The 14,419-nt window shown below is 70.4% G+C and carries 19 protein-coding genes; 16 read left to right on the top strand and 3 right to left on the bottom strand.

Annotation, left to right across the window (positions count from 1 at the left end; all coding sequences use genetic code 11):
* Positions 1 to 91: 91 nt before the first annotated feature.
* The 3 genes from RMT89_RS29315 (at position 92) to RMT89_RS29305 (ending at position 1,974) form a co-directional block, all read left to right on the top strand.
* Complete coding sequence (locus RMT89_RS29315) at positions 92 to 355, top strand: hypothetical protein (protein WP_315886788.1); 264 nt, start codon at positions 92 to 94, stop codon at positions 353 to 355.
* Positions 356 to 466: 111 nt separating this feature from the next.
* A complete protein-coding gene (gene htpX, locus RMT89_RS29310) occupies positions 467 to 1,384 on the top strand; it encodes a zinc metalloprotease HtpX (RefSeq protein ID WP_315886787.1) in 918 nt (305 codons plus the stop codon).
* 2 nt (positions 1,385 to 1,386) lie between these two features.
* Positions 1,387 to 1,974 carry a PspA-associated protein PspAB gene (locus tag RMT89_RS29305; protein WP_315886786.1) on the top strand — a complete coding sequence of 196 codons (588 nt, stop codon included), beginning with the start codon at positions 1,387 to 1,389 and terminating at the stop codon, positions 1,972 to 1,974.
* 7 nt (positions 1,975 to 1,981) lie between these two features.
* Here the strand turns inward: RMT89_RS29305 and RMT89_RS29300 are convergent, their stop codons facing one another.
* On the bottom strand, positions 1,982 to 2,257 hold the full coding sequence (locus tag RMT89_RS29300; protein WP_315886785.1) for a hypothetical protein: 276 nt from the start codon (positions 2,255 to 2,257) through the stop codon (positions 1,982 to 1,984).
* 181 nt (positions 2,258 to 2,438) lie between these two features.
* Here RMT89_RS29300 and RMT89_RS29295 point away from each other — a divergent pair, with 181 nt between their 5' ends.
* Positions 2,439 to 2,945 carry a DUF1269 domain-containing protein gene (locus RMT89_RS29295; RefSeq protein WP_315886784.1) on the top strand — a complete coding sequence of 169 codons (507 nt, stop codon included), beginning with the start codon at positions 2,439 to 2,441 and terminating at the stop codon, positions 2,943 to 2,945.
* Between the two features lie 117 nt (positions 2,946 to 3,062).
* The gene (locus RMT89_RS29290; RefSeq protein WP_315886783.1) at positions 3,063 to 4,250 is read left to right on the top strand and encodes a winged helix DNA-binding domain-containing protein; all 1,188 of its coding nucleotides are present in this window, start codon (positions 3,063 to 3,065) and stop codon (positions 4,248 to 4,250) included.
* Positions 4,251 to 4,679: 429 nt separating this feature from the next.
* On the opposite strand, the gene RMT89_RS29285 is transcribed toward RMT89_RS29290, so the two are convergent.
* Positions 4,680 to 4,988, bottom strand: a complete 309-nt coding sequence (locus RMT89_RS29285) for a hypothetical protein (RefSeq protein WP_315886782.1) — start codon at positions 4,986 to 4,988, stop codon at positions 4,680 to 4,682.
* Between the two features lie 236 nt (positions 4,989 to 5,224).
* Between RMT89_RS29285 and RMT89_RS29280 the strand changes: the two genes are divergently transcribed.
* From RMT89_RS29280 to RMT89_RS29235, 10 genes are all read left to right on the top strand, one after another.
* Positions 5,225 to 5,587: an arsenate reductase family protein gene (locus tag RMT89_RS29280; RefSeq protein WP_315886781.1), complete on the top strand. Its 363-nt coding sequence runs from the start codon at positions 5,225 to 5,227 to the stop codon at positions 5,585 to 5,587.
* Positions 5,588 to 5,685: 98 nt separating this feature from the next.
* Positions 5,686 to 5,925, top strand: coding sequence for a hypothetical protein (locus RMT89_RS29275; RefSeq protein ID WP_315886780.1), 240 nt, complete (start codon positions 5,686 to 5,688; stop codon positions 5,923 to 5,925).
* On the top strand, positions 5,904 to 6,155 hold the full coding sequence (locus RMT89_RS29270; protein WP_315886779.1) for a hypothetical protein: 252 nt from the start codon (positions 5,904 to 5,906) through the stop codon (positions 6,153 to 6,155). Before RMT89_RS29275 ends, RMT89_RS29270 begins: the two co-directional genes overlap by 22 nt.
* Before the next feature lie 116 nt (positions 6,156 to 6,271).
* Positions 6,272 to 6,928, top strand: a complete 657-nt coding sequence (locus RMT89_RS29265; RefSeq protein WP_315886778.1) for a hypothetical protein — start codon at positions 6,272 to 6,274, stop codon at positions 6,926 to 6,928.
* Between the two features lie 353 nt (positions 6,929 to 7,281).
* Entirely contained in the window at positions 7,282 to 8,310 is a 1,029-nt protein-coding gene (gene glnII / locus RMT89_RS29260) for a glutamine synthetase (RefSeq protein WP_315886777.1), read from the top strand.
* 97 nt (positions 8,311 to 8,407) lie between these two features.
* On the top strand, positions 8,408 to 8,545 hold the full coding sequence (locus RMT89_RS29255; protein WP_315886776.1) for a hypothetical protein: 138 nt from the start codon (positions 8,408 to 8,410) through the stop codon (positions 8,543 to 8,545).
* A 49-nt stretch (positions 8,546 to 8,594) separates the two neighbouring features.
* Positions 8,595 to 9,617, top strand: a complete 1,023-nt coding sequence (locus RMT89_RS29250) for an SDR family oxidoreductase (RefSeq protein ID WP_315886775.1) — start codon at positions 8,595 to 8,597, stop codon at positions 9,615 to 9,617.
* A gap of 83 nt (positions 9,618 to 9,700) precedes the next feature.
* A complete protein-coding gene (locus RMT89_RS29245; protein WP_315886774.1) occupies positions 9,701 to 10,975 on the top strand; it encodes a sensor histidine kinase in 1,275 nt (424 codons plus the stop codon).
* Entirely contained in the window at positions 10,960 to 11,616 is a 657-nt protein-coding gene (locus tag RMT89_RS29240) for a response regulator transcription factor (RefSeq protein ID WP_315886773.1), read from the top strand. Before RMT89_RS29245 ends, RMT89_RS29240 begins: the two co-directional genes overlap by 16 nt.
* Before the next feature lie 137 nt (positions 11,617 to 11,753).
* Positions 11,754 to 13,334, top strand: a complete 1,581-nt coding sequence (locus RMT89_RS29235; protein WP_315886772.1) for a DUF1996 domain-containing protein — start codon at positions 11,754 to 11,756, stop codon at positions 13,332 to 13,334.
* A gap of 59 nt (positions 13,335 to 13,393) precedes the next feature.
* Here the strand turns inward: RMT89_RS29235 and RMT89_RS29230 are convergent, their stop codons facing one another.
* Positions 13,394 to 13,804, bottom strand: coding sequence for a hypothetical protein (locus RMT89_RS29230; protein WP_315886771.1), 411 nt, complete (start codon positions 13,802 to 13,804; stop codon positions 13,394 to 13,396).
* A gap of 101 nt (positions 13,805 to 13,905) precedes the next feature.
* Here RMT89_RS29230 and RMT89_RS29225 point away from each other — a divergent pair, with 101 nt between their 5' ends.
* Positions 13,906 to 14,406 carry a tetratricopeptide repeat protein gene (locus RMT89_RS29225; protein ID WP_315886770.1) on the top strand — a complete coding sequence of 167 codons (501 nt, stop codon included), beginning with the start codon at positions 13,906 to 13,908 and terminating at the stop codon, positions 14,404 to 14,406.
* The last annotated feature ends 13 nt before the right edge of the window (positions 14,407 to 14,419 follow it).

Below are 14,419 nucleotides of genomic sequence, written 5' to 3'. Positions count from 1 at the left end.
GAGCCGTCTGGCTGCGCCCCCGTTCCTGTTTTTCAGGGCGGGGGCGTCGTCGTATCGTGGGGGTACTGCTGTTCGAGAAGGGTTAACGGGGATGCCCGAACGGGACGACGGCGAGCGGGAGTTCGACATCAAGTGGGCGGACGCCGCCGCGCACAAGGAGCCCTCCGCGCGGGCTCGGATGCTGGCCGCGCGCTGGAAGGAGAATCCGCCCGGGCCCGTGCCGTTCCGTGGCGATCCGGATCCGGTGCGTCACAGCCGGCGGCGGTCCTGGATATCCACGGCCGTGGTGCTGGGGAGCGTCGCGGCGATCATCGTGCTGCTCGGATATGTGAATCTCAGGGGCTCGTCCTACTAGAGATCCTCCTGGAGATCCTTTGCGGGTCCTGGGGACATTCCGGACCGCTTCATCAGCGAGCCTCGGTGCACACTGGCAGTGGGACGAGTGCCTGACTGCGGGGTGAGGCAGATGCAGAGCCGCTTCCGGAGCGATCGGGGGCTGACCGCCCGTATGGGGGTCACCTTGTTCCTGCTCGGACTGCTGTACGTGGTCTTCGTGGGCACGCTGATCGTGTTGCTGAAGTCCTGGGTGCTGGTCGTGGTGGTCGCCGCCGGGTTCCTCGGGGCGCAGTACTGGTTCTCCGACCGGGTCGCGCTCTTCGCGATGCGCGGGCGGGTCGTGGAGCGGGAGGAGTATCCCGAGCTGCACGGCGTGGTCGACCGGCTGAGCACGTTGGCGGACATGCCGAAGCCGGTGGTCGCCGTATCCGATATGGACATGCCCAACGCGTTCGCCACCGGGCGCAATCCCGGTCATGCCGTGGTGTGTGTGACCACGGGGCTGCTGCGGCGTCTTGAGCCGGCGGAGCTGGAGGGTGTGCTGGCGCACGAGCTGTCGCATGTGGCGCACAAGGACGTCGCCGTGATCACGATCGCCTCGTTCCTCGGGGTGATCGCCGGGCTGGTCGTGCGGTTCGCGTTCTACAGCCAGTTGTTCGGTGGGGGGCGACGGGATCAGAACACCGCCGTCGTCTTCGCGACCGTGATGGGGGTCTCCGCCGCCGTGTACGCGATCAGCTTCCTGTTGATCCGGGCCCTGTCCCGGTACCGGGAGCTGGCGGCGGACCGGGCGGCGGCGCTGCTCACCGGCCGGCCCTCGGCGCTGGCCTCCGCGCTCACCAAGGTCTCCGGGGACATCGCCCGTATCCCGACCAAGGATCTGCGTACGGCACAGGCCTTCAACGCCTTCTACTTCACCCCGGCGCTGGGCCGGGAGCCCGGCTTGGCGCGGCTCTTCTCCACCCACCCGAGCCTGGAGCAGCGGCTCGGCCAACTGGGGCGGATCTCCGCCGAGTTGGGTGAGGCGGCGGCTCCCGGAGGGGCGTGAGCATGGGACTGCTGGACATCCTGCTCGGCCGTACGAAGCCGGTCGCGCCCGATCTGGACCAGCTCTTCGGGCTGCCCTCGGCCGCCGTGACCCTGGAGGCGGCCACCGGCTTCGTCCCGACCGGGAGCGGAGCGGTGTGCTTCGCCACCGTCGAGGGCGCCGCCTTCGAGCAGACGCACCGCGAGGTCCAGGCGCTGCTGGACGCGGACACCGAGCGCGACGGACCGCCGGTGCGGCTGACGCGGGACGGTTACGGCTACTCATGGCTGGTCTCCGAACGCACCCCCGACCAGCTCCCCCAGCTGGTCAACGATCTGCACGCGGTGAACAGCTCGATGGAGGTCAACGGCTTCGGCCCGCAGTTGCTGTGCTCCCTCGCGGGCTTCCGGAACCCGGGCGAGGACCGCGCGCTGGCGCTGGTCTACCTCTACAAGCGCGGCACCTTCTACCCCTTCGCGCCGCTGCCCGGCGAGGGGCAGCGGCGCGACAACGCGCTCGAACTCAGAGTGCGGGCGACGCTCGGGAACGACCTGCGGCTGGAGGAGGACCTCAGCCGCTGGTTCCCGGTGTGGGGCGCCCCCGGGCTGTGACCCGCGCTCAGCTGTCGCGGCCGCGATCCTGACGGCGGGACTCCATGGGCCGCTCGCGGCGGTAGCGGCGCTCCCACTTGGCCTGCATGTCACGACGGTCCCGGTACGCGCGGTAGTCCGACGGCATCGAGCCGGAGCCACCACCCGAGCGGGGGGTCGTCGACGCGTCCCGCCCGTACCGCACGTACAGGAAGAGCACGGCGACGGCGGCGAGCCAGTAGAGAGGGTTTCCGAATCCCATGACGACCAGGACGACGGTCCCGGAGACAACGATGGTGCCCATGACGGCCTCCCCTCCATGGGCGTGGGTGGCTGAGATTAGTCCAGGCTAGGGAGCCGGGCACTCGGCGTGCATCCCCTTTTCCACCGGCCTAGAGTCGGAACGATTGCGCAAATGCCGCAATACGGTCGTACAGGAAGTGCCGTACGCAGAAAGTGCCGCACGGAAACAAGGGGTGCCCCGGATGAGCGATCTCTTCGTCATCGCCTACAACGACGTCGCCACCGCGAGCCAGGTCCGCGACAAGCTGTTCGAGCTGTCCAAGCAGCATCTGGTGGAGCTGGAGGACGCGGTGGTCGTCGAGCGCCACCAGGACGGCAAGATCAAACTGCATCAGGCGGTCAACCACACGGCCGTCGGTGCGGCCGGCGGTGCGCTGTGGGGCGGTGTGATCGGACTGCTCTTCCTGGCCCCGCTGCTCGGCGCGGCGGTGGGCGCGGCGGCCGGCGCGGCCGGGGGCGCGGTCACCGACACGGGCATCAACGACGACTTCATGAAGAACCTCAGCGCGAATCTGCGGCCGGGGGCCGCCGCGCTGTTCGTACTGGTGAAGAAGGCTGCCGACGACAAGGTGATTCCGCAGCTGACGCCGTACGGCGGTGAGTTGGTGCAGACCTCGCTCAGCAAGGCCGACGAGGACCATCTGCGGGAGGCCATCGCGGCGGCGTCCCGGAAGACGCCGGCCGCGTGACCGCGCCGGCCTGAGCTCGCACGCCGGCCTGAGGTCACAGGTCCGGAGTCGCCCGGCCGGGATTGTCAGTGGCTTCCGTCAGGATGCAGTTACGGCTGTGACGGGTGGAGGTCGGACATGGGTGGCGACGGGCTGCGGTACATCGGGGTGACCGAGCGGCGGGCTCGGCTGGCGGTGCGGCATCGGCTGGCCGGGGAGGCCCGGGCGGGGAGTCCGGAGGAGGTCGCCGGGTCGCTGGTGGCGCTGCACGGTACCGATCCGGCGACGGTGTTTCTCGCCGTCGGGGCGCGGCTGGCGGACCCGGCGAAGACCGTCGCCGGTACGGAGCGGGCGCTGTACGAGGACCGCTCGCTGGTGCGGATGCATGGCATGCGGCACACGGTGTTCGTGTTCCCGACCGAGCTCACCGCCGTCGTGCACGCGTCCACCGGGCTCGCCGTCGCCGCCCGGGAGCGCGCGTCGCTGGTCAAGGACATGGCGAAGGCGGGGGCGCCGGACGCGGAGTGGCTGCGGGAGGTGGAGGCATCGACGCTGTCCGCGCTGGCGCGGCGCGGGGAGGCGACGGCGGCCGAACTGGCCCGGGACGAGCCGCGGTTGCGGGAGCAGTTCGCCTACGCGGCCGGGAAGAGCTACGAGGGGGTGCACACCGTTTCATCGCGGCTGCTGAGGGTGTTGGGGGTCGAGGGGAAGGTCGTACGGGGGCGGCCGCTCGGCTCGTGGACCTCGACGCAGTTCCGGTGGGCGCCGGCGCCGGAGCATCCCGAGCTGGATCCCGCCGGGGCGCAGGCGGAGCTGCTGCGGCGGTGGCTGGCGGTGTGCGGACCTGCCACGGAGGCGGATCTGAAGTGGTGGACGGGGTGGCGGGTGACCGAGGTACGGCGGGCGCTGGCGGCGATCGGGGCGGAGGCGGTGGGGCTCGACGAGGGCACGGGATACGTCGTCGCGGGTGACGCCGGGCCGGTGGCGGAGCCGGGGCGGCCGTGGGCGGCGCTGCTGCCGGGGCTGGATCCTACGGCGATGGGGTGGCAGGCGCGGGACTGGTATCTGGCGCCGTCGCTGCGGGGGGCGTTGTTCGACCGGAGCGGGAACGTGGGGCCGACGGTGTGGTGGGACGGGCGGGTGGTCGGGGGGTGGGCTCAGCGTCTTGACGGGGAGATCGTGTGGCGCCTGCTGGATTCCTCCGGGGTGGGGCGGGAGGCGGAGGCGGCGATCTCGGCTGAGGCGGAGCGGTTGCGGGGGTGGGTGGGGGCGACTCGGGTCACGCCGCGGTTCCGGACGCCGTTGGAGCGGGAGTTGGTGGGGTGACGGGCGGTGTCGGGTCGGGCTGGGGTGAGTGAGTCGGCGGCTGGGGCGGGGGGAGGACTGAGACGGGTCGACGGCTGGGGGCGCGCTGTGGTGCGGGGGGGATGGGTTCACTCACCCGCACCGGCGGGGCGGGTGGGTTCACTCACCCGCACCGGCGGGGCGGGTGGGTTCACTCACCCGCGCCGGCGGGGCGCCGCTCTCTTCGGCAGCGGGTGCCGCCCCAGCGGCACAACCGCCCGCAGCTACGGCGGATGCGACGGTGCGGCCGCTCGTAGCGCCGACGGGTACAGCGGCACAACCACCCACACCGCCGGCGGTACAGCGGCACAACCACCCACAGCACCGGCGGATACGCGGTGTTGCTGGTCGCAGCCAGGCCGATACAGCGGTGCCGGGTGCCCCGCGCTCACGAGGCGCCCGGCATTCGCCTCAGCGGTTGTAGCGCATGAATGCCCTCACCATGTGGCACGTCGTGTCCGACGGGGGATGTACGCCGATCAGTTCCGCTGTGGCGCGGATCGTCTCGTTGCGGGCCTGGTTCGGCAGGTAGATGCCCGAGTCGAGCAGGGCGATGGCGAGGCGCATGGCCTTGAGGCGGCGGTTGTGGGTGACGTACCACTCGCGCGGGCGGCCCGGGGGCAGTGGCCGCTTCTCCAGCGGGGCGTACGGCAGGTCCAGCAGGACTGGGCGCTTCGCGGTGGACTGGGTCGGCTTCGGCTTCAGTGCGGCAGCGGGCACAGGCATCCTCCTGTCGCGGTCAGGGCGCCGTCCGTCCGGACGCTCCGGCGACACCCTCGAACACTGCTCCCAGTCTACTGCCCCCCACTGACAATCAGCAGGGCTGCCAACTCCATCAAACCCCCTGGTGAGCAAGGATATTGGCGGTCCGTCACAGGGGATCAGAGAGAGGCTCCTGAGGCGACACGAATTCGAACAGAGCCGCCCTCCTCCCGCCACCGCTTACCGTGGTCGCCATGGAGATCTGGATCAACCCCGCCTGTTCCAAGTGCCGCAGCGCCCTCACCCTCCTCGACGCCGAGGGCACCGACTACACCGTCCGCCGCTACCTGGAGGACGTCCCGAGCGAGGACGAGATCCGCGCCGTACTCGACCGGCTCGGCCTCGAACCGTGGGACATCACCCGCACCCAGGAGGCCGCGGCCAAGGAGCTGGGGCTGAAGGAGTGGGCGCGGGACGAGACCTCCCGACAGCGGTGGATCGCGGCGCTGGCCGCACACCCCAAGCTCATCCAGCGCCCGATCATCACCGCGGACGACGGCACCGCGGTGGTGGGCCGCACCGAGGAGGCCGTACGGGACGCACTGTCCCGAAAGTGACGCCCGCCTACGGTTGTTGACGGTATGTCGCTCGGCGTGAGCGCGCTGCCCTCGCTCCTCGCCCGCCCAGCCCAGAGCAGGCCTTCCCCCAGGAGACCGTGACACTCAAGGACGGTTCGACCTACGAGCGCGTCGACTGGGCGACCACCACGGACTGCTCGCGCGGGATGTCGCAGGAGCTCGCCGAGCTGATCGAGCAGGGCAAGCCGTGCGCACGGATGACCGCGGCCCTGTTCACGGACGCGGACCGGCGCTCGCAGGTGACGGTCTCCGTGCTGAGCATCGAGCGCGTCGAGGACGCCTCCAGGGTGTTCATGTGGCCTCCATGGACCCGCTGACCTACCAGGTCGTCTCGCTGGACCCGCCGCCGGAGGCGGGGCTGCCGACCGTGCCGCCGGGGTCGTCCGGGGTCTTCGAGCGGCTGATGACCGTGCGGTCCGTGGTGTTCGCCAACGGGCAGTGGGGCGACGGCTCCGCGACGCGCGAGGAGGAGATCACCCGGCAGACGCAGGGACTGCTTCAGCACGTCAACGACACGGTGGTGGCCTACGAGAACGGGGACGACTGAACACCCCAACTCCCTTGTGACACAGGTCACTTCAGCGACTCCTGTAACCGCTGAGTAACTTCGTTCGGTATCTCGTACATAGCGGCGTACAGCTCCCCACCTCGCAGGAGGCGCGTATGTCACGCAGGAGAACGCTCAGTACGAAGAAGAAGATCGCGCTGCTCGTCAGCGCGGCGACCGTGGCGGGCGGCGGTGCCTTCGTCATGGCGAGCACCTCGAACGCCGCGCAGTCGCCGAAGTCGGCCGCGGAGTCGAGTGTCTGCCAGGGCCTCGCCACCGCGCTCGGCAACAACGAGCGGTTCATCGAGGGCCAGCGGGCCAAGCCCGACGCCCAGTCGCAGGCCCGGATCGCCAACCGCGAGGCGGTCGTCGCGCAGATCAAGGTCCAGCCGGAGGCGTCCGGGTGCGTCGTCGGGGAGTCGGCTCAGGGCTCTCAGGCCGCGCAGCCCGCCGCACCGCCCGCCGAGGCGGAACAGCCCGCCGCACCGCCCGCCGAGGCGGAACAGCCCGCCCAGCCCGGGTCCGGGCAGCAGGTCTGCAACGGCTCCACCGTCACCCTCTCCGGTGAGGGCGGCGCCCCGGCCGCGTCCAGCAACCAGTTCCCGGCCGGCACCAAGCTGAAGGTCACCAACCTGGACAACAACAAGTCCACGACGGTGGAGGTCACCTCGGTCTCCGGCTCCTGTGTCCTGCTGAACAACGCGGCCTTCGAACAGGTCCGCGAGCCCGGCAAGTTCCTGATCCGCCGGGCCGTGATCGAGAAGGTGGGGTGAGGCCCAGGTCACCTCGTACGTGTCATGGGTCCTGCCGCTCCCGGCCAGGAGCGGCAGGACCGGCATGCCCAGGGCGGTCCGGTCGCCGGCTTCACGAGGGGGGAAGCCGGCGGCCGCCGCCGTCCCCACCCCATCGCATACGAGTGCCCCGCCCCGCACCCGCGTGGCGCCGGGCGGGCCCTCACAGCGTGAGTCGCACCACAGCACCACCAGGTAACACGGGGTTCACATTCGAGCAATGACCGGGAAATCGCCTGTTGACAGGCTCGCGGGCGACAAAGGCGGCGCCCCAGTGCCGCAGCGCCGCAGCACCCGCAAGTGCGCCTAGAGACCCACCCCGAAGGATGTGGCCCGTGAGCTTCAAGGCTGAGTACATCTGGATCGACGGCACCGAGCCGACGGCCAAGCTGCGTTCGAAGACCAAGATCCTTGGCGACGACGCAAAGGGTGCCGAGCTGCCGATCTGGGGCTTCGACGGGTCCTCCACGAACCAGGCCGAGGGCCACGCCTCGGACTGCGTGCTCAAGCCGGTCTTCAGCTGCCCGGACCCGATCCGCGGCGGCGACGACATCCTGGTGCTGTGCGAGGTCCTGAACATCGACCTCACCCCGCACCCCACCAACACCCGCGCCGCGCTCGTCGAGGTCGCCGAGAAGTTCGCCGCCCAGGAGCCGATCTTCGGCATCGAGCAGGAGTACACGTTCTTCAAGGACGGCTACCCGCTCGGCTTCCCCAAGGGCGGCTTCCCGGCCCCGCAGGGCGGCTACTACTGCGGTGTCGGCGCCGACGAGATCTTCGGCCGTGACGTCGTCGAGGCCCACCTCGACAACTGCCTGAAGGCGGGTCTCGCGATCTCCGGCATCAACGCCGAGGTCATGCCCGGCCAGTGGGAGTTCCAGGTCGGCCCGGTCTCCCCGCTGGAGGTCTCCGACCACATGTGGGTGGCCCGCTGGCTCCTCTACCGCACCGCCGAGGACTTCGGTATCGCCGCCACCCTCGACCCGAAGCCGGTCAAGGGCGACTGGAACGGCGCCGGCGCGCACACCAACTTCTCCACCAAGGCGATGCGCGAGGGCTACGACGCGATCATCACCGCGTGCGAGTCGCTCGGCGAGGGCTCCAAGCCGCTCGACCACGTCAAGAACTACGGCGCCGGCATCGACGACCGTCTGACCGGTCTGCACGAGACCGCCCCGTGGAACGAGTACTCCTACGGTGTCTCCAACCGTGGCGCCTCGGTCCGTATCCCGTGGCAGGTCGAGAAGGACGGCAAGGGTTACATCGAGGACCGCCGTCCGAACGCCAACGTCGACCCGTACGTCGTGACGCGGCTCATCGTCGACACCTGCTGCTCCGCCCTGGAGAAGGCCGGCCAGGTCTGATCCCCCGGATCCCCTGAAGGGGCGCCCGCCGTCAAGGCGAGCGCCCCTTCTGCTGCGCATCGCCGCGTGCGGGCAGGAGCGGCTGGCCCCCTTCGCCGTGGCCCCGCTGCGGCCTGCGGCCGAGTCGCGGCGGCGGGTCGCCTCCGACGTGATGAACACCGCGGGCCGGCACCTGGGCTGCACCGTCCGGGACGCCGTACGGAAGCTGCCGGCGTTCGCCGAGGTGATCTGCTGATGGCAGAGTCCTGTTCTCTCCCGCGCTGCGAGCAGGCAGAGTCACCCGCATGAGACTTCTGGTGCTGGGCGGTACGGAGTTCGTGGGGCGGGCCGTGGTCGAGGCGGCGGTCGGGCGGGGCTGGGAGGTGACCGTCTTCCACCGGGGGCGGCAGGAGGCCCCCGCCGGGGTACGGGCCTTGCACGGCGACCGCACCGCCGCGGACGGCCTCGCCGCGCTGGCCGAGGGCGGGGAGTGGGACGTCGTGGTCGACACCTGGTCCGCGGCGCCCCGCGCGGTGCGGGACACGGCCCGCCTGCTGCGGGACCGCGTCGGGCGGTACGTCTACGTGTCGAGCTGCTCGGTGTACGACTGGGCGCCGCCCGCCGGATACACCGAGGACGCGCCAGTGGTCACGGGCGCCTCGCCCGACGCCGAACAGACCGCCTACGTCCAGGACAAGCGGGGCGGTGAGCTGGCTGTCCTGGACGCCTTCGGACCCGACCGCTCGGTGCTGGCGCGGGCGGGGCTGATCATCGGGCCGTACGAGAACGTCGGCCGACTGCCCTGGTGGCTGAACCGGATGGCCAAGGGCGGCCCGGTGCTGGCGCCCGGGCCGCGGGAGCTGCCGATCCAGTACATCGACGCCCGCGACCTCGCCGACTGGCTCCTCGGGGCGGCGGAGCGGGAGTTGAGCGGGCCGTACAACCTGATCGGCCCTTCGGGACACGCCACGATGGGCACGCTGCTCGACGCGTGCGTCGCGGTCACGGGCGGCGCGGCCGAACTGCGCTGGACCGAGCCCCAGGTGATCCTGGACGCCGGGATCGAACCCTGGACCCAGCTGCCCGTGTGGGTGCCGCCGGGCAGCGATGGGCACGACGCGCTGCACAGCGCCGACGTCTCGCGGGCGGTGGGAACCGGGCTGCGCTGCCGCCCGGTCGAGGAGACGGTCGCCGACACCTGGACCTGGCTGAAGAGCCTCGGCGGTACGGCGCCGCGGCGACCGGACCGGACGGCGAAGGGCCTGGACCCGGAGGTGGAGGCCAAGGTGCTGGCGTCGGCCGGAGGGGCTCTTGGCGCCACCCCCTGAGCCCGGGGGTGTATCTGGCACCACCCCCTGAGCGGGGGGCTCGGCCCCGTGACCTGCTCCCCCGGCTCGTCCAGACTTGCGGCATGACGACCACAGAGACGAAGAGCAGAGCACGGGGCATTTTGCAGGCGGCACTACGGGGACTCGGGCTTGCGCTGGTGCTGCTGCCGGGGGCCGTGCTGTGTTTCACGCTCTCCCTGGTGTCCATCGCGCTGATCCCGATCGGGGTCGGGATCGTCACGACACCGTGGGTGCTCACGGGAGTTCGGGCGTTCGCGAACTGGCGGCGGGTCATCGCCGCGCAGTGGGGCGGGGTGCGGATCCCCCCGGCGTACCGGCCGATACCGAAGGACGCCAACCCCTGGACCCGCACCTTCGGGATGCTGCGCGACCCGGCGACCTGGCGGGACCTGCGGTGGCTGCCGGTCGACATGACGGCCGGCTTCATCACCGCGCTGCTGCCCGCCGTGCTCGTGCTGTACCCGCTGGAGGGATTCGCGCTGGCGGCGGGGCTGTGGCGGACCATGACGGGCGGCCCCTACGGCGAGTACGGGCCGTACTGGTACGGGTTCGTACCGGTCAGCGACCAGGCGTCCGCGCTCGGCGCCGGCGCCCTGGGCGCCGCGCTCCTCTTCGTCGCCCACCGGTACACCGTGAGCGCCTTCCGGCTCCACTTCCGCCTCACCCAGGCACTCCTCACACCCAGCCAGGCCGAACTCGCCGAGCGGGTCCGCGTGCTGACCGAGACGCGACGGGACGCCGTCGACACCTCCGCCGCCGAACTCCGCCGTATCGAACGCGACTTGCACGACGGGGCGCAGGCACGGCTGGTCGCGATGGGCATGGACCTCAACACCATCGAGATGCTCATCGAAAAGGACCCGGAGGCGGCGAAGCAGCTCATCGCGCAGGCCCGCAAGTCCTCCGTCGACGCGCTCGCCGAGCTGCGTGACCTGGTGCGCGGGATCCATCCGCCCGTGCTCGCCGAGCGCGGACTGGGGGACGGCGTACGGGCGTTGGCGCTGCGGCTGCCGATTGCCACCGAGGTGACCGTGGAGCTGGAGGGGCGGGCCGAGGCGCCGGTGGAGTCGGCCGCGTACTTCGCCGTCAGCGAGGTCCTCACCAACGCCGTGAAGCACTCGGGCGCCGACCGGATCTGGGTCGACCTGCACCACCGTGACGGCATGCTGCGGGCGACGGTCACCGACAACGGCAAGGGCGGCGCGGTGATCGGCGCCGGGTCGGGGCTGGCCGGCGTGGAGCGCCGACTGGGTACATTCGACGGCGTCCTGGCCGTCAGCAGCCCCGCGGGCGGTCCCACCATGGTCACCATGGAGATCCCTTGCGCGTTGTCCTAGCCGAAGACCTGTTCCTGCTGCGCGACGGACTCGTCCGGCTCCTTCAGGCCTACGACTTCGAGATCGCGGCGGCCGTGGAGAGCGGCCCGGAGCTGGAGCGGGCGCTGGCCGAACTGGAGCCGGACGTCGCGGTGGTGGACGTACGGCTCCCGCCCACGCACACCGACGAGGGCCTGCAGTGCGCGCTGCGGGCGCGCCGCGCGAGACCCGGCCTTCCGGTGCTGGTGCTCTCGCAGCACGTGGAGCAGCTGTACGCCCGTGAGCTGCTCGCCGACGGCGACGGCGCTGTCGGCTATCTGCTCAAGGACCGGGTGTTCGACGCGGAGCAGTTCGTGGAGGCCGTACGGCGGGTGGCGGCCGGCGGTACCGCGATGGACCCGCAGGTGATCCAGCAGCTGCTGACCCGGCGGGCGGCGGACGACCGGCGGCCGCTGGACCGGCTCACTCCTCGGGAGCGGGAAGTGCTGGAGCTGATGGCGCAGGGACGGTCCAACGCGGCCATCGCCGGCCAGCTTGTCGTCACAGAACGGGCCATCAGCAAACATACCTCCAACATCTTCGCCAAACTGGACCTGGAGGTCTCGGACGACGACAATCGGCGCGTCCTGGCGGTTCTCGCCTATCTGGACCAAGGGCGCTGAAATGACAAGCGCCAAACGCGAGTTGCCGTGAAATTTCTGAGACTGCTGAACACCCGTGGGACTCCGTCCGTATGGAAGGGAGCCGCTTCACTCCTGTCGGGCGCCTCGCTGCCCCGCAAGGAAGTCAGAGGAGTTCCATGGGACGCAACACACGAAAACGCCGTACGCCGCTGGCCACCAAGGCCATAGCCGCATCGGCGGCCCTAGCGCTCGGTGGGGGCGGGCTGATCTGGGCGAACTTCTACGCATCCGCGAATGAATCGGGCTCGGACCAGAACCGGACGAGGACCGCCGCGGCGCAGATCGCGACGATCCAGTGTCCGGACGTCGGCCAGCAGATCACCGACGTACCGGACGGCGCCCGCTCGGGCGTCGACACGGAGCTGGCCAACCTCGACAAGCAGATCACCGAGGCCTACGCCCGGCTCGCCACCACGCGCCAGGCGCAGACGGGTGACTCGGGATTCGTCCAGAACGCGATCCTCGGCCCGCTGAAGGACAAGCGGATCGCGGCCATCGACCGGATCCAGATCAACCTCAAGCGGGCCGGAGGCGCCGCGCAGGACTCGCTGGACCAGCTCGCTCCCTGCTCGGGCGTCCCCGCCGAGCAGCCGCAGACGAACGACGGCGAGGCCGGCCAGGACCAGGGTCAGGACCAGAACGGCGACGGCCAGGACCAGGGCCAGGACCAAGGCCAGGGCCAGGACCAAGGCCAGGACCAAGGCCAGGGCCAGGACCAAGGCCAGGACCAAGGCCAGGGCCAGGGCAACGGCGGGCAGGCCAGCAACGGCCCGACCGCCGACGACTTCGTCGACATCACCCAGGTGCAGGCGAACGCCCAGCCGGGCGTGGGTGCGAACGGGCTCCGCGCGAACGGCAGGTCCGGTTCGCGAGGTACCTTCACCACCAAGTGCGGCACCAACAGCAACAAAAACTACAACACGGACAACGTGATCGTGGCCCCGGGTGTCACCAACGGCGCACACCACCTGCACGACTACGTCGGCAACCAGTCGAACAACGCGTTCGCGAGCGACGAGGACCTGGCGGCGGCCGAGACCAGCTGCCAGAACCAGGCCGACAAGTCCTCGTACTTCTGGCCGGTGCTGCGTCTGCAGGACGGTACGCAGGACTTCGACCAGAACAAGCCCGGCGGTGGCACCGAGGGCAACGTGGGCAAGATCCTCGAGCCCAAGGTGGCCCAGCTGAAGTTCGTCGGCAACAAGCGGGGTCCGGTCGTCGCGATGCCGAGGGCGCTGCGCATCATCACCGGCGACGCCAAGGCCTTCATCAACGGCAATGCCAACGCCAACGTGAACTGGAGCTGCACCGGCTTCGAGAACCGGGTGCAGCTGAAGGACAAGTACCCGATCTGCCCCGAGGGCAGTGACGTGGTCCGCACGACCAACTTCCAGAGCTGCTGGGACGGCCAGAACATCGACAGCGCCAACCACCGCACCCACGTGGCGTTCGTCCAGGCCGACGGCACCTGCGCCAACGGCTTCAAGGCGATCCCCCAGCTCCAGGCCCGTCTGGTCTACGAGGTCCCCGCCCCGACCATCGAGAACGGTCAAGTGGTGAACCCGTACGCGGTGGACGGCTTCCCGGAGCAGTTGCACAAGCCGATCACCGACCACAACGACTTCATCAACTTCTTCTCCACGAGGCTGATGAACAAGATGGTCTACTGCATCAACAACGGCCGGCGCTGCCAGTGACCCCATGAGAAGGCCGGCGGTGAGGATCCCTCACCGCCGGTCTTCGTCTGTGCGTGTGCTCAGTGCCCCGAGTGCCCGCCCGAGCGGGCCGAGTGGTCCTTGCCCTCCTCGATGTTCCCGCCGAGCGTCTTCCGCAGCATCGTCACTGTGCTGGTCTCCTCGCCCACGGCCACCCACTTGCGGCCGACGAGGAAGTGACCGCCGTAGTCCTTCGCCCCGTTGATCCACTCGCGCTGGCCGCGGTCGGTGGCGAAGGTGGCGAGGATGAACTTGCCGTCGCTGTCCTTGCAGATGGCCTGGCGCACGTCGTCGGCGTCGATCTGAATGTCCGGCGCGCACTTCACCTCCGCGGCCAACTGCTCCAGACTGCCGTTCGCCGTCTGAGGTACGGCGTTCTCGTCGCCGTCGGAGCCACACCCCGCGAGCATCAGCACCGCCACCGCCGCGAGCATCGGTCGGGTCACCTTCATCAGTTCCTCCATACAGGGGCCTCACGGTGGATACGGCTCCCGCGCGCGGAGCACTCAAAATACCGCTGCCGGTCCGCACGCACGCGTGCGAGAGTGCTGCGGTGAACCGAGACTGGGAAGACCGCGTCACCGCCGCCTGGGCGAGCTTCGACGACTACGCCGACGACGAGGCCGCCGACTTCCGGGCCGTGATCGACGCCCTCGTCGCCGAACTCCCGCACGACAGCCCCCTCGGCCCCTTCGAGCGGGCCTGTGCCTGGGACTCCACGGGCCACTCCGACAGGGCGGTCCCGCTGTACCGGGAGGCGCTGGAGCGGGGCCTGACCGGCTACAGGGGCCGCCGGGCGAAGATCCAGCTGTCGAGCTCGCTGCGGAACATCGGGCAGCCGGAGGAGGGCGTCAAGCTGTTGACGCCGGAACTGGACGCACCGTCGGACGAGTTGGACGACGCGGTACGGGCCACCCTCGCGCTCTGTCTGTCCAGCCTGGGCCGGGACCGCGAGGGTCTCTCCCTGGTGCTGGGCGCGCTGGCGCCCCATCTGCCGCGTTACCAGCGGTCGATGGCGAACTACGCGCGGGCTCTCCTGGAGCCCGGCGACTGAGTGACGCGGGTGG

Source organism: Streptomyces sp. P17 (assembly GCF_032436805.1).
Lineage (GTDB): Bacteria > Actinomycetota > Actinomycetes > Streptomycetales > Streptomycetaceae > Streptomyces.
This window is presented reverse-complemented; position numbering and strand designations above follow the sequence as displayed.